This window comes from Devosia ginsengisoli (assembly GCF_024707105.1).
GTDB lineage: Bacteria > Pseudomonadota > Alphaproteobacteria > Rhizobiales > Devosiaceae > Devosia > Devosia ginsengisoli_A.
Genome location: NZ_JANQAJ010000013.1, coordinates 297,371 through 311,744 on the forward strand (window position 1 = coordinate 297,371; position 14,374 = coordinate 311,744).

Genomic DNA, 14,374 nt, shown 5'->3' on the forward strand with positions numbered 1-14,374 from the left:
GCCTTGTCGGCAAATGCAGCTTTCCCACGAGGGGAAAACGTCCCGTAGCCGCAGGTAATAGAATACCACCATCAGCCCTGACATTCGGTGTCAGGATGTCCTGCTATCCAGTGCCGCCAACACCAAGGAGAACGATCATGCCCATTGAACACATCAGTCCCGATGGAATGTACAAAAGCCCCGTTTTCTCGCAGGGCATCATCCTGCCACCCGGCGCAAGGCTGTTGCTGATCGCGGGCCAGAACGGCGTCAACGCCAAGGGCGAGATCGTCGGCAAGGGCGATGTCGTGGCGCAGACGAGGCAGGCGCTGGACAATCTGCAAATGGTGCTGGCTGCCGCCGGCGGGCGGCTCGAAGACCTGGTCAAGACCACCATCATCATGCAGCAGGATATCGACCTCGGCGCCGCCTTCGGCGTGTGGATGGGCGTGTGGGGCCAGCGCCCCAATCCGCCGACCGTGACGGGCTTCCGCGTGCCCGGCCTCGCCAATCCCGATTTCCTCATCGAGATCGAGGCGCAGGCGGTGCTGCCGTGAGCCCGGTGCTGCGGCCGCTGCGCAAGCGCGAGGACATGCCCGATTTCGTCCAGAAGGCGCTCGACGAGCGCGGGTTGCGCGACGCCTATGATGCCCGCCCGCCCTATCAGCGCAATGACTACCTGCTCTGGATCAACAAGGTGAAGCGCGAGGACACCAAGCAGAAGCACCTGGCCCAGATGCTCGATGAGCTTGAGGCCGGCGGCGTCTATATGGGCATGAAATGGAACGGCTGAGGCCTAGCACCAGCCCTCCTTGTACCCCCGCCAGTGATGCGCAAGCCCTTCGGCCACCATTGTATCGCCGATCGACTGGCCGCCCCGCACCACCACGCGCAGCTTGCGGCCATAGACATCTTCATCGCGATCGGCAAGTTGCAGCTCGAATGATCCAGCGCTGAGCAGCTCGCGCAGCCGCGTGGTCGCACGCCTGCCAAGAGCCGCCTCGGCGGCGCAAGCCGGCGAACTCACCTCCGGCGTATTGATGTCGGCAATGCGTATCTTGACCCCGGCGAGCCAGAACGTATCGCCATCCACCACGCAGTCGATACGAACGCTGCCGGCACAAACGGCGAAGGTTTGCGGTACGGCTACGACATTGCTGCTCGCCGGTGGATTGAGCAGCCTTGCCAGGTCCTGCTCCGGAAGTGCCCCCAGCAGCGCTCCACCCAATCCGCCGACCACCAGAAAAGCCGGAACGAGAATCCAGTTCGACAGCGCGCGGCGCCCGCCTGCTTTCGTCACCAGGCGCAGCGATGTTCTTGATGCCATGGCCCCCTCCCATCACGTGGATGGCAGGATGGCTGGCAAGCGTTAAGTCGGGTTCAACACGCAGGGGACAATACGCGGTCACCGCGCGCGCGTGATTTGCATCCCGCCCCGACCGCGCCTATATAGAACCTGCTCGCAAGAGCTATGGCGATAAACGGTCATCGTAATAAACCTTTCGGACCCGGGGGCAGTACCCGGCGCCTCCACCATCTACCCCACGAGGGGGCAGCCAATGGGGGCGAAACAGGATCGACGAGGGCGTAAAAGGTGTGCTTTTGCTCGGTGAGGTACCACCGTTATCGGTCCAAAACTTATAGTTGCTAATGACAACCATAAGGCTCCGGTCGCTCTCGCCGCGTAAGCGGTGCTAGCACTGGGAATTTAAGTCCTCCGCTCCTAGCCGGGCGACAGGCGGGGTCCGCAGGCACCTGGCAACAGAAGCCTGCACCTTCCCCTTCATTCTCTGCATCGCGCTGTGCCTTTGTTCTTGAATTCTCGTGGAACGTGAGGCTGATATGGGCCGTTCGGGATTCTATCCCCTGTAACTGAAAGGTAGCCGATGGCCGAAGACCACATGCGATACGACATTCTCGCCCAGGAAGCCCTGCGCGGCGTCGTGCGCAAGGTGCTGGCCGAGGTCGCCAAGACCGGCCTGCCCGGCGAGCATCACTTCTTCATTTCCTTCGTCACCCGCGCGCCGGGCGTGCGCCTGAGCGAGAAACTGCTCGGCCAGTACGACAAGGAAATGACCATCGTCATCCAGAACCAGTATTGGGACCTCAAGGTCAACGAGACCGGTTTCGAGGTTGGCCTCAGCTTTGACGGCATTCCCGAAACGCTGGTGGTCCCCTTCTCGGCGGTCAAGGGGTTCTTTGATCCCTCCGTCCAGTTCGGCCTGCAATTCGATCCGGCAACCGCGCCGGGCGCCGCAGCGGTCGAAGCCGACGCGGATGCCGAAGTGGAAGCCACCGCCGAAGCCGGTGCGGTCGAAGCGGGCGAGGAAAAGCCCGGCGAAAAGGTCGTCAGCCTCGACGCCTTCCGCAAGAAGCCCTGACACGGTCCTTGATGGACAAACGTTCCCTGTCCATCGCTGGCCATCGAACCTCCATCGCGCTGGAGCCCGAATTCTGGGCAGCGCTTGATGCCATGGCCGCCGAAAAATCCCAGACCATGGCAAGCCTGATCCGCGATATCGACGAGGTCAGGCAAACGGCCAACCTCTCCTCGGCCGTAAGGCTGGCCGTGCTGCGCTGGTATCAGGACAAGGCCGCAGCCGGTTAGCCGAGTAGCCCTCATGGTGAGCTTGTCGAACCATGAGGCTTTCTAAAACAGCGGCTGGTTGACGCCCGACCCCAGGGGCCGGTTCACCGGAGGTGGCAGGCCCAGATCCAGTGGCCCTTGCGGCGGCGGCAGGGTTTCGATCGACGGTCTGGTCTGCGGCGGCTGTTGCTGTTCCAGCCGCCTTGCCTCTTCTTCCGCCGCCTGTCGCGCGGCCTCCTCGGCCGCAAGCCGGGCAGCCTCCTCGGCAGCTCGGCGGCGCTGCTCCTCGATCAGCCGGTTGCGCTCCTCGGCAGCGGCGCGCTGCCGCTCGGCATCTTCGGCCCGCAGGACTTCGAGGCGCTCCACTTCCATTTCATTGGCCCGCACCAGCACCGCGGCGACCATCTCGCCCAGGTCCAGCGTCACCACTGGCGCCAGCAGCGTCCCGGCCAGCCGCGTGATGATGCGCGACGTATCGGGGCCGACCAGGCCGCTGCTGTCAGCGAAGTCGCGCGGCGTCATGACGAAGCTGCCATTGAGCCCCAGATCGGCGAGCGTCAGGTTGAGATCGCCCGCCAGTCCGGCGCCCTCGCCATTGACGATGACATTGGCCAGCCGCACCACGCCGCCGGCAATGGAGAAAGCGCCGGTGGCCTGGGGCGCGGTGAATGGCCCCTGCCCCAGCGCCAGCCCCATAATGGTGCTCATCGCATCGGGCTCCATTTCGAGCACGTTTTCGAGCCCGGCCACGGTCGCATAAACCTCGGGCGACAATTGCTGCACCGCAAGGCCGCTCAGCGTGACATTGCCTTCGCCCGCCATGACGCTCATCAGCTCGGCGAGGCTCGCGCCCGTTGCCTCGAACCGTACCCCGCCATCGAGCAGCCCGCCCAGCATGTGGGCAACGGCCGGAGGGGCGACCATGTCACTCGGCACCGCCGCCACCGTCATGCGGCCGCTGACGGTCTTGTCGACCAGCGGGCCTGCGCAGCAGATGGTCATGTCGAGGCCAAGCGTTCCGAGATCGGCCACCGCCTCGAACCGCGCCAGCCGCGTGCGGGTCTCGTCCCAGCTCAACTCGAAGCTGGTCCTGCCCAGCCGCTCCTCGCCGCCAGCCGCCAGCGCGCCGGCCGTCACCGAAACCGTACCCCGCGTCTGCCGCGCCTGGTCGCCCAGCGTAATCGGTCCCTCCGGCCAGCTATCGCTGCCACCGACCAGTGCCGCCGGCCCGAACAGCGTCACGGCAAGGCCTTCGACCGATACCAGGTCCACCGCGATCTCGCCCGATACCGCGGCCGTGCTGCCCGTGCGCGATAGCGAGAGCGCTCCGCTGAAGTCGGTTTCCCCCGACGTCCCGCTGATCTCGCTCAATCGGGCCAGCCGCTCGCCCTCGAAATGCAATTGCGCGCTGCCCTCAGCCATGGGCAGGGTCAGGCCCCGCGCGCCCACGATCCGGGCCAGCCCGCCGGCATTGTCCAGGGCAATGTCCAGCCGCCCCGTCCCCTGGATTTCGCCATTGTCCAGCGACACCAGATTGCCGGCATAGCTGATGCTCTCGTCGCCCAGGCTGGCGGTGATATTGCTGTCGAGGCTGTTATTCGGCGTGCCCTGCAGGCTCAGGCTGACAAGCATGGAGCCATCCCCGGCAAAGAGCGGCGCATCGCCGAACCCGATCTGGCGGGTCAGCCCCGCAATATCGGTGGATTCAAGCCCCCCCCGTCACCCGTAGCCGCGCCGTGGCCAGCGCCCCGATGCCGCCACTGAGCTCGGCCCGCAGATTGAGGTCGCCGGCGCCCAGCGACCCCGCCAGCGTCACCGTCTGGCCGCCATCGATCAGCTCGCCGATATCGACCAGCAGGTCCGCCGGAGCCGAGGCGGCGAGAAATCCGCGCCAGCTTTGCGGCACATTCAGCAGGTCGTAAAACCCCCGCAGGGCCGGCGCATCGCTGCCATCCACCCGCACCATGCCCGACCCCGACACATCGGGCTCGGCGACCGTTCCGCCCGCCGTCAGCGTCGCGTCCACGCCCACGCCGCCCCAATTCTCGGCCGAAAGCCGCGAGAAGCTGACTTCGCCGCTGCGCCACTGTCCCTCCGCCACCAGCCCGGTACCGTCGAGCCCGAGAACCCGCGCATTCTTGCCGGTCAGCGAGAAACTGCCATAGGGGAAGCTGATGCCGAAGGCCGGCTCGGCCGCGATATCGGGCAATAGCGCGCCCACCAGCGCGCTGCCCCTCTGCCCCAGCTCATCGAAATGCGCCACCAGGTCGAGCCGCTTTTCGTCGCCGAAGCCGAGACGGATTTCCACGCCATGGGTGCGCCCCGCAAGCGTCAACACACCATTGACGAGGCCGAAGGCGTCCCCGGCCAGCATGACGCGACCGGTGAGCGCACCGGGTTCGTTGAACAGCACATTGTCGTCGCCCGGCTTGCGCCAGAGCGCGGCCAGCCCATCAAGGCGATTGCTCGCCAGCGAAACGTCACCGGCAAAGGCCGGCCGCTCGCTTTCGCGGGTCAGTTGCCCGCTGGCCCGCAATTCGGTATCGCCCGGCAGTTGCGCGATGAATTGCTCGATGGTCCAGCCCGCCCCATCGGTGCGCGCATCCATGCGCACATTGCGCAGCGCAAAGCCACGCAGGCTCACCTCGGCCAGGTCGATCCCCACACGCCCGGCCATGGGCGGGATGAGCGGCGCCGGCAGTTCCGACAACAACCGCACCGCCTCATAGGGCAATATGGATGCGTCCTCCTTGGCGTCGCGCGGCGGCAGCGAGAAGACGCCGCCCGAAATCACCGCGTCGAAGCTTCTGACATCGCCGAGCTGGATGCTGGCCGCACCGGTCAGCCGCGTACTGGCCCGGTTCTCGTCCGGTCGCAAGGTATAGCCGGACAGCACGACCCGGTCGGTGGACGCGGTAACCTTGCTTTCCAGCACCAGGTCGCCGCGAATATCGGTCGCGACATCGGTGGCCTCCGGCTTCTGGCGATAGACCATGTCGCCGTCGAATTTCGGCGCCATGCCGGGCTCCAGCAGCCCTTCCAGCGAGAAGGAGAAACCCGCCGATTGCGGCTGCAGGAACAGGGAAACCCGCGCCTTGCCGGCATCATCGACCAGGCTCGAATTGAACCGGACGCCATAGGACTGGTCGCGATAGGACCCATTGCCCTGGAACGAGAATGGGCCGCTGAACCCACCAAGACGCAGCTCGCCGGTGACATCGCTGGCAACGAACGTCTCGCCGGAACGGCGATCCATCAGGCGCACCGTGGCATCGACTACGCTGGTCTGCCCGAGCCCGACCCCGCCAGTGCCTGCAGCCAGCGCCACGCCACTGCCGAAAAAGCCGCTCTCATCCACGGTGAAATCGATCACCGGCTGGCGCAGCACGAGGCTGGTGACGTTGTAGTTGTCGCGCAGGAAATCCATCAGCGCGAACTCGGCTTCGACGCTGTCTACCGTCGCCGCCGGTTCCTCGGGCGAGCCCACCAGCACATCGGAAAACCGCAGCCGGGGCTGCGGCAGCAGCGTGAAGTCGATCTCGCCGCGCACCGTGACCGGCGTGCCGAGGACGTCAGTCGCCAGCTCTTCCATCCGCCCGCGATAATCGCTCCAGCGGATGAAATGCGGCGCGATGAAAGCGCCGGCCAGCACGATGATCGCCAGCAGGCCGACGACGATGTAGATGCGATTGAGCACTGTGCGTGACTATCCGATTTCCCGCGGCAGAGTGTAGGCAAGCCGGCTCCCGGCGCAACCCCGCCATTGCCGCGATACAGAGCAGATTTGTCGCGCCCAAAACGAAGCGGCCGGACCTTTCGGCCCGGCCACTCTCATTGCTGTGGCAACGCCTTAGAGCGCGCCGATGGACCAGAAGAAGGTTTCGCCCGACGAGTCGTCGACGCCATCATTGTCGGTGATCACGAAGCCGTTGCCGGCGGCGTCGACCGCGAAGCTCTCGACCTTGTCGACCACATAGCCGTTGTTGGCGGCGAGGTCGGGCACGAGGTCACGCACCAGTTCCTTGCTGACGGTGGGCAAATCGCCGCCCAGTTCGGCCGGAACCAGCTCGCTTACCGGCACGCGGTAGAGCGCCTTGAGCTTGGCATTGCCGGCGATCTGGTTGTCGCGTTCGATGATATAGGCGTAGTCGCCGTGGACGGTGATTTCGCTGAGCCCGACCCAGCCGCCTTCCGGCGCGGCTTCGAGCGGGTAGCGCACCGCGCCCCATTCCTCGGTGTCGGTATTGTAGGAAACCAGCTTCACGAAGCCCTTTTCGTCATCCTTCCACTCGCGCTGGATGGCGATCCACAGCGTGTCGCCGATCTTGGCCACGCCTTCCGAACCCGAACGGGTTTCGCCGGCCAGCAGGGCCGCCGGATAGGCGATCTCGTCTTCGATCTCACCATCGGCATTGACGTGGAACAGGGCATGCGGGGTCAGCACAGCGGTGTCGCCCTCCGAAGCCAGCCAGAAGCCGCCTTCGCCATCCAGCGTGATGCCTTCGAGATCGAGTTTCTGGGCAGGGACGCCATTGCGGGTCACCACGGTCTTCTTGACGATGCGGGCCGGCTTGGCGGTCGCGTCGATCTCGTAGATATAGGCTTCGCTGAAGGCGCTGTCGCTGACGGCATAGAGGATGCCCGGCTTTTCGGCATCGCCCACGGCGCCCGAAAGTGCGGCCCAGCCGATCGGCTTACCGTCGGCATCGAGGTCCGACATGATCTGGGGATAGGCCGGCTCGCCTTCGCTGAGCTCGAAGATCATGACATGGGCACCGGCCAGCCCGTCGGGGCTGAGGTCGGTTTCATTGGCGGTCACGTAGAGATTGCGCGACGGAATGGCCAGCGCACCCTCCGGGCCAAGGCCCGACGGGATCGACTGCCAGTATTCCGGCACATCGCCGGTATCCTTGTAGATCGCGACCAGCGAGGACCGTTCCTGGTTGACGAAGATGAACTTCGTCTCGCCGAACGTGCCCACTTCCATGCCTTCGGGCTCGATACCCTTGGCGTCCGAACGGCCTTCTGGATAATGGCCGAGCTGGGCGGCGATATATTCCATCGACGGGCCGCTCTCATAGAGTTCGGTGCCATCCTTGTGGAAGATGGTGAAACCACGCGAGCCGCCTTCATAGTCGCCTTCATTGGCGATGATGATGCGGTTCTCGTCGAGCCACTGCACGGCATCGGGCTCGCGCTTGCGGCCCGGCTGGTTCTCGGTGAAGCTAAGGCGACCATCGTCGGTGGCGTCGATGCCTTCGAGATCGACCGTACCGGCGCTGAAATCATTGATGATTTCACCGGTTTCGCCGTTGAGGATGACGATGTGGTTGTTTTCCTGCAGCGTCACGGCCAGTTCGTTGAGGCTGTTGAAATCGGTATATTCCGGCTCGGCATCCTCACCGGCAAAGTCGGCCACGCCGGCCAGTTCGGTGACGCGCATCGTGCCGCAATCGACCGTGCCGTCGGCCACGTCGAAGAAGGTGATATTGCCGCTCGGCAGTTGCGGGATCACGCCGTCATTGAACTCTTCATTGCGCTGGTTTTCCATCGAGATGGCGATCAGCGAGGCGTCGGCATTCTTGGCAATGGCGTCGGGCTGCCCGCCGAGATCGCAGGTGATCTCGATGGTCTTGCTGGCAATGTCGATGACCGAAAGATAGCCTGATGGCGCGGTGAAATCCTCGGTCGTATCCGACGTCACCAGCGCCTTGTCGCCGATAACGGTGACCGAGGTCGGGCCGCCATCCAGCGCCACGAAGCCTGCGGCCTTGGGAGCGGTCGGGTCGGTGATATCGACAAAGCCGATGCCGCCCAGCAGGGCGTTGGAATAGACCAGCACCATGCCGTCTTCGGTGGCGGTGATGATTTCGGCCGAGTTCTCGACGCCGGCTTCGGCGTCGGGATTGTTCAGTGCCACCGGGAAGCTGGCAATGCGGTTGAAATATTCGGCCGCGGCGACCGAAGCTGTCGTGGCCAGCAATGCGGCGGTGATCGCAACCAGATGTCTTGGCTTAAGCATGATGGAGCCCCTGTTGGAATAGGCTCCGCATAGGGCGGCGGAAAGACAGCGCCGTGACACAGCCATGACGTATCGGTGACAGTGCGCCGTTCTATACACCCGGCCCGCCAGACCCTATATTGCCAACGAGAACAAAATAAGATTCGTCAATCCCCGCGCTGCGTCTGCCGGCCCCGGCACGCGGCGATGGAAAGGCCCCTAATGCCCGGTGTACCCCACCCAATCGACCGCCCCTCGTCGGGGCCGATCACCAGCCAGTTCGGCCGGCAGCAATCGCCTGATTATCTCAAGGGCCTCAATGAGGAACAGCGCGAGGCGGTGCTGACCGTTGACGGGCCGCTGCTGGTGCTGGCTGGCGCCGGTACGGGCAAGACGCGTGTCCTGACCACCCGCATTGCCCATATCCTCACCACCAAGCGCGCCTGGCCGTCCGAAATCCTGTCGGTGACCTTCACCAACAAGGCAGCGCGCGAGATGAAGGAACGCATCGGCCATCTGGTCGGCGCAGGCGTCGAGGGCATGCCCTGGCTTGGCACGTTCCACTCGATCGGTGCCCGCATCCTGCGCCGCCATGCCGAACTGGTCGGCCTCAAGTCCGATTTCACCATTCTCGATACCGACGACCAGATCCGCCTTATCAAGCAATTGCTCGATGTCGAGAATATCGACGAGAAACGCTGGCCGGCCCGCCAGTTCGCCGGGATGATGGATACCTGGAAGAACAAGGGCCTGCTGCCCAAGGACATTTCCCCGGCCGAGAGCGGGTCCTATGCCAATGGCCGCGGCGCCAGGCTCTATGCCGACTACCAGGCGCGGCTCAAGGTGCTCAACGCCGCAGATTTCGGCGACCTGCTGCTCGAAAACATCCGGCTGTTCAAGGAATATCCGGATGTGCTGGCCGACTATCATCGGCGCTTCAAATACATGCTGGTCGACGAATACCAGGACAGCAACACCGCTCAATATCTCTGGCTGCGGCTGCTGGCGCAGGGCAAGCCGGCCAGCGAGGCCAATATCTGCGTCGTGGGCGACGACGACCAGTCCATCTATGGCTGGCGCGGCGCCGAGGTCGACAACATCCTGCGCTTCGAGAAGGATTTTCCCGGCGCCAGGGTCATCAAGCTGGAACGCAATTATCGCTCGACCTCCAACATCCTCAAGGCCGCTTCCACGCTGATCGCCTTCAATGAGGGCCGGCTGGGCAAGACGTTGCAGACCGATGTGGGCGAAGAGGGCGAGCCGGTTTCGGTGACCTCCGTCTGGGACAGCGAGGAGGAAGCCCGCACCATTGGCGACGAGATCGAAAACTATCAGCGCCAGGGCGAAGACCTCAATTCCATGGCCATCCTGGTCCGCGCCTCATTCCAGATGCGCGAATTCGAGGAACGCTTCATCACGCTGGGGCTGAACTATCGCGTCATCGGCGGCCCGCGCTTCTATGAGCGCAAGGAAATCCGCGACGCCATCGCCTATCTGCGCGTGGTGTCCAACCCGTCCGATGGTTTGAGCTTCGAGCGTATCGTCAATACGCCCAAGCGCGGGCTGGGCGACAGCACGGTGCAGTTGCTGCACAACGCGTCACGCTCGGCCAATGTGTCGCTGCTGGCAGCCACGCGCATGCTGCTCGAAACCGAGGAGCTCAAGCCCAAGCAGCGCACGACGCTGCGCGAGCTGGTCGGCCAGTTCGACAATTGGTCGGCGCGGCTCAATGCCATTCCGCATTACGAATTGGCCGAACAGATTCTCGACGAAAGCGGCTATACCGCCATGTGGCAGGCCGACAAATCGCCGGATTCGCCTGGACGGCTGGAAAACCTCAAGGAACTCGTGCGCTCCATGGAGGAATTCGAGACGCTGGGCGGGTTCCTGGAACACATTTCGCTGGTCATGGACCGCGACACGGCCGAAGCCGAGGACGCCGTTTCGATCATGACGCTGCATTCGGCCAAGGGGCTGGAATTCAACACGGTTTTCCTGCCCGGCTGGGAGGAAGGCCTGTTCCCCAGCCAGCGCACCATGGACGAAAGCGGTCGCGCCGGGCTCGAGGAGGAACGGCGGCTGGCCTATGTCGGCATCACTCGCGGCCGCAAGCGCGTGCGACTGTCGGTGGCGCAGAACCGCCGCATCCACGGCCTCTGGCAATCGGCCATTCCCAGCCGCTTCCTCGATGAGTTGCCGGCCGATGCCGTCGAGGTCACCGATACCGGCTCATCTTATGGCGGCTACGGCTATGGCGGCGGCGCCACCAGCAGGTTCAACAAGGCCGATCCGTTCGAAAGCGTCTACGAAACGCCCGGCTGGCAGCGCGCTCGCGCCCAGCAGTCGAGCCGCAAGAGCGCCGGTCCCCTGACCATCGACGGCGACCTCGTCGCCCGCTCGGTGGACCTGGGCAATGACCGCTCCGCCTTCGGGCTGGGCGAGCGGGTGTTTCACCTGAAATTCGGCTACGGCGCCATCGCCGAAATCGAGGGCAACAAGCTGACCATCGATTTCGAGAAGGCGGGGCGCAAGAAGGTGCTGGAGAGCTTCATCAAGAAGGGGTGAGGCTCCCCGCTACCCCCGCCACGATGTCATCCCGGCGAAGGCCGGGATCCATCCCGAGATGACAGCCTGTCAATGATCGAAGGAACGAACCACCTTGCGGCTGTGGCTCGATCTCAGGATGGATCCCGGCCTTCGCCGGGATGACACGGCGGTTGCGGCACCCCGGTGCCCCACGACTCGGCTTACCGCTACGGAAACCGCTTCCCGATCTCCGCCACATAGGCCTGGGCCAGCTTCTCGAATGTCGCCGCATCCAGCGCGACCGCCTGCCCCACCGCAATCCCCGCCACGGCCTTGTCGGCCTTGTATTTGATCGTCTTGTTCTCCTTGAGCACCCCGTCATGTTCCATGATGGAATCGCTCAGCATCCGCACCTCGTTGAGCGGGTTGCCGTCCTTGCCTTCGGCGCCGCGCATGCGGTGCATGAAGTGGTGGTCGAGGGCGAGCAGCATGGAATTGAAATAGCCCGGCGCAAAACCGGCCAAAGCCGCTTCCGCCTTGGGATTGCCCTTCACCGCCGCCGCGAGCGCGGCATAGGCGGCGAGTTGTTCCTCCACCTTGGCGGCGGTGAGTTGCACATAGACTTCCGGGTAGCTGGTGACGGCGAGCACGGTGAAACATCCTTTGTCTGCAGCCGGAAACCCGGCCTTCGCTCCATGTCGGCCAGCTTTCCCGCACTTCGACATTTTTGGCCAAAGATTTCTGCACCGGCCTTTTGTGCGGACGCATGGCGGCTTATCTCTTGGCCCAGCACAGCAGGAGAGACCGCATGATCATCTCGACCACGCCTACGCTCGAAGGCCGCCCGGTGCGGGAGTATCTCGGCATCGTCACCGGCGAGGTGATCGTCGGCGCCAATATTTTCAAGGACCTGTTTGCCGGCATCCGCGACATCGTCGGCGGCCGGGCCGGCGCCTATGAGGGCGCCCTGCGCGATGCCCGCCGCCAGGCCTATGAGGAACTGCGCTACGAGGCCGAACGCATGGGCGCCGATGCCGTGGTCGGCGTCGATCTTGATTATGAAGTCGTCGGCCAGGGCGGCTCCATGCTGATGGTTTCGATCTCGGGGACCGCGGTGAAGCTGTAGGTTTTTGTTGGGATACCCCCTCCTGGCCTCCCCCTGACAGGGGGAGGAACAGACCGGGTGTTTGGCACTATTTTGTCCAACCCCACTGTGCGGCTCCTCCCCCTATCAGGGGGAGGTTGGGAGGGGGTATCCGCTTACCTAGAGCCCCACGCCGCCGAGCGGCTCGGTCTCGAATCGCTCGCCGAAGCCGGCGATCAGCGGCCGGGCCTGCGCGATGGTGGCCTGTACCTGGGGCAATTGCAGCGAGCCGGCATGGCTTTCCTTGCTGTCCCAGGCCTCGGTGATCCAGAGTCCATCCTCGTTATCAGGGTCGCGCGCGATGATGTAGCTCAGGCAACCGGGCATGGCGCCGACATTTTCCAGCAGGATCGCCAGCAAGTCCTCGCGCTTGCCCGGCGCCGCCAACATCTTCCCGATCAAGCCATACATCCCTGTCCTCCACCGAATCTACACCACTCCGCCAGCGCGGGGATAAGTCAGATTGACCTCGCAGCGGACATGGCGCAACTAAGCGTCAAATCCTGTCAGGAGAGTGCCATGCAAGTCGATCAGCTTTCCTCCCCTCCCCCTCACCAAGGACCAGGCTTATGCCCTGGTCGATGCCGTGATGGAGCGGGACGACCTGGCGCTGACTGCCTCGGCGCATGAGAATGAAGAAACCGGCGAATGGATTTTCGAGGCCACCTGCGACAGCCCGCCCGATATTGATTCCTTTGTTGAACTGGCCCGGCAAGCCCTTGGCGGCACTGTGGAATTTTCGGTGGTGCCTATCGACCCTGATATCAACTGGGTGGCCAAGTCGCTGGAAGGCCTGGCGCCGGTCATTGCCGGCGGCTTCTATGTCTATGGCAGCCACGAGACCGGGCAGGTTCCCGGCGGGCTGACGCCGATGAAAATCGATGCGGCACAAGCCTTTGGCACGGGTCACCACGAAACCACGACCGGATGCCTCGAAGCCATCGATAAGGTGCTCAAGCGCCGCCGGCCCCGCCATATGCTCGATGTCGGCACCGGCACCGGGGTTCTCGCCATCGCTTTGGCCAAGCGCACGCGGACCGCTGTGATCGCCAGTGATATCGACCCGGTTTCGGTGACCACCACCATCGAGAACGCGGCGCAGAACGGGGTCGGCAAGCTGATCGTCGCGCTGGAGGCAACCGGGGTAAACCATTCCACCATCATCCGAAATGCGCCCTATGACCTGATCGTGGCCAATATCCTCGCCGGTCCGCTGGCCGCTTTGGCCCCCGCCATCGGGCGCATCGCCGGCAAGGGAGCGACGATCATCCTGTCGGGCATTCTGGAGCATCAGGCGCGCGGCGTGATCAACGCCTATGCCCGCCAGGGCATGGTGCTGAACCAGAAATTGCAGCGCAAGGACTGGACCACGCTGATCCTGGAAATGCCGTAACGCGAAGGCCGAATGCGTTAGCAGACTGTTAGCATCGACGAAGCCGACGTGTGAATCGAACAGCGGTAGAACGAGGCGGCGTCGAAGCTCAAAAGCCCTCATGGTGAGCTTGTCGAACCAGGAGGGCGGGCGAGTGGAGCTATCGTGCCACGCCCTCGTGGTTCGACACGCTCACCATGAGGGCTGCTGGGGGCCCGAACATATCTCAGAAAAGCAAAATCCCCGAAGCGGGCTCCGGGGATCGACAGATCGTCAGCAATAAACTGCAGCGCCTTACGGGCGCTTGGTGAATGCGCCGATCAGCTGGTGCTGCATGCGGTAGCTGACCTGGCGGCTCGATTCACGACCGCGGGCGTCAATGACGGACCCCAGGGCCTTGCGGAAATCGTTCTTGCTCTCGGTCATCTCAGTCTCCATGCACTCATGACGATGGTCTGTTGCCATCGTCGTGATCCATTTAGCCTCACGCGTAAGGTTTGGTTAGGCCCTCTGGGTCAGACCAGCCCTGCGAAACGCGCAAGTCCCGTTACTGCTTCGTTAATTTTTCGTTCAGCTTGCCGTAGTCGCGCTCATAGCGCGCCACATACTGGCGGGCCTGGCGCTCGCGGCCAGCGATCAATGCGTCGAAAGCCCGGCTCAGGAAATTCTTGTCGCGTTCCATCTTCGCTCTCCTTCGTTCAGAGACTAAGGTAGGTCGAAGCTGGCGATTTACTACGCCCCAAACTTCACGACAGCCATGACCGG

Annotated in this window: 15 protein-coding genes and 1 other RNA gene; 8 read left to right on the forward strand and 8 right to left on the reverse strand. The window is 63.8% G+C overall.

Features of this window, described 5'->3' with window-relative positions:
* The first annotated feature begins 137 nt into the window (after window positions 1–137).
* A complete protein-coding gene (locus tag NVV79_RS21565) occupies window positions 138–536 on the forward strand; it encodes a RidA family protein (protein WP_303994006.1) in 399 nt (132 codons plus the stop codon).
* Window positions 533–772, forward strand: coding sequence for a YdeI/OmpD-associated family protein (locus NVV79_RS21570; RefSeq protein ID WP_369684755.1), 240 nt, complete (start codon window positions 533–535; stop codon window positions 770–772). Before NVV79_RS21565 ends, NVV79_RS21570 begins: the two co-directional genes overlap by 4 nt.
* Before the next feature lie 3 nt (window positions 773–775).
* Here the strand turns inward: NVV79_RS21570 and NVV79_RS21575 are convergent, their stop codons facing one another.
* Window positions 776–1,306, reverse strand: a complete 531-nt coding sequence (locus NVV79_RS21575) for a thermonuclease family protein (protein WP_303994009.1) — start codon at window positions 1,304–1,306, stop codon at window positions 776–778.
* Window positions 1,307–1,398: 92 nt separating this feature from the next.
* Between NVV79_RS21575 and ssrA the strand changes: the two genes are divergently transcribed.
* The 3 genes from ssrA (at window position 1,399) to NVV79_RS21590 (ending at window position 2,587) form a co-directional block, all read left to right on the forward strand.
* Window positions 1,399–1,755: a transfer-messenger RNA gene (gene ssrA, locus NVV79_RS21580) on the forward strand.
* Between the two features lie 110 nt (window positions 1,756–1,865).
* A complete protein-coding gene (locus tag NVV79_RS21585) occupies window positions 1,866–2,360 on the forward strand; it encodes an SspB family protein (protein ID WP_303994012.1) in 495 nt (164 codons plus the stop codon).
* A gap of 11 nt (window positions 2,361–2,371) precedes the next feature.
* Window positions 2,372–2,587: a ribbon-helix-helix domain-containing protein gene (locus NVV79_RS21590; protein WP_303994015.1), complete on the forward strand. Its 216-nt coding sequence runs from the start codon at window positions 2,372–2,374 to the stop codon at window positions 2,585–2,587.
* A 42-nt stretch (window positions 2,588–2,629) separates the two neighbouring features.
* Here the strand turns inward: NVV79_RS21590 and NVV79_RS21595 are convergent, their stop codons facing one another.
* The 3 genes from NVV79_RS21595 to NVV79_RS21605 form a co-directional block, all read right to left on the reverse strand.
* A complete protein-coding gene (locus tag NVV79_RS21595) occupies window positions 2,630–4,198 on the reverse strand; it encodes a hypothetical protein (protein ID WP_303994018.1) in 1,569 nt (522 codons plus the stop codon).
* Between the two features lie 73 nt (window positions 4,199–4,271).
* Window positions 4,272–6,263 (reverse strand): AsmA family protein, encoded by a 1,992-nt coding sequence (locus NVV79_RS21600; RefSeq protein ID WP_303994021.1) that lies wholly within the window; start codon window positions 6,261–6,263, stop codon window positions 4,272–4,274.
* A gap of 153 nt (window positions 6,264–6,416) precedes the next feature.
* Window positions 6,417–8,588: an esterase-like activity of phytase family protein gene (locus NVV79_RS21605; protein WP_303994024.1), complete on the reverse strand. Its 2,172-nt coding sequence runs from the start codon at window positions 8,586–8,588 to the stop codon at window positions 6,417–6,419.
* A gap of 201 nt (window positions 8,589–8,789) precedes the next feature.
* On the opposite strand from NVV79_RS21605, the gene NVV79_RS21610 reads away from it, so the two are divergent.
* Window positions 8,790–11,132 carry an ATP-dependent helicase gene (locus NVV79_RS21610; protein ID WP_303994027.1) on the forward strand — a complete coding sequence of 781 codons (2,343 nt, stop codon included), beginning with the start codon at window positions 8,790–8,792 and terminating at the stop codon, window positions 11,130–11,132.
* A gap of 188 nt (window positions 11,133–11,320) precedes the next feature.
* Here NVV79_RS21610 and NVV79_RS21615 read toward each other — a convergent pair whose 3' ends face one another.
* Window positions 11,321–11,743, reverse strand: a complete 423-nt coding sequence (locus NVV79_RS21615; RefSeq protein WP_303994029.1) for a hypothetical protein — start codon at window positions 11,741–11,743, stop codon at window positions 11,321–11,323.
* 158 nt (window positions 11,744–11,901) lie between these two features.
* On the opposite strand from NVV79_RS21615, the gene NVV79_RS21620 reads away from it, so the two are divergent.
* On the forward strand, window positions 11,902–12,219 hold the full coding sequence (locus NVV79_RS21620; protein WP_303994031.1) for a heavy metal-binding domain-containing protein: 318 nt from the start codon (window positions 11,902–11,904) through the stop codon (window positions 12,217–12,219).
* Window positions 12,220–12,357: 138 nt separating this feature from the next.
* Here NVV79_RS21620 and NVV79_RS21625 read toward each other — a convergent pair whose 3' ends face one another.
* Window positions 12,358–12,648 carry a putative quinol monooxygenase gene (locus tag NVV79_RS21625; RefSeq protein WP_303994035.1) on the reverse strand — a complete coding sequence of 97 codons (291 nt, stop codon included), beginning with the start codon at window positions 12,646–12,648 and terminating at the stop codon, window positions 12,358–12,360.
* 103 nt (window positions 12,649–12,751) lie between these two features.
* Between NVV79_RS21625 and NVV79_RS21630 the strand changes: the two genes are divergently transcribed.
* Entirely contained in the window at window positions 12,752–13,630 is an 879-nt protein-coding gene (locus NVV79_RS21630) for a 50S ribosomal protein L11 methyltransferase (protein WP_303994038.1), read from the forward strand.
* A 273-nt stretch (window positions 13,631–13,903) separates the two neighbouring features.
* Here NVV79_RS21630 and NVV79_RS21635 read toward each other — a convergent pair whose 3' ends face one another.
* Entirely contained in the window at window positions 13,904–14,035 is a 132-nt protein-coding gene (locus NVV79_RS21635; protein ID WP_263574796.1) for a hypothetical protein, read from the reverse strand.
* 121 nt (window positions 14,036–14,156) lie between these two features.
* Complete coding sequence (locus NVV79_RS21640; RefSeq protein ID WP_303994044.1) at window positions 14,157–14,291, reverse strand: hypothetical protein; 135 nt, start codon at window positions 14,289–14,291, stop codon at window positions 14,157–14,159.
* Window positions 14,292–14,374 lie beyond the last annotated feature (83 nt).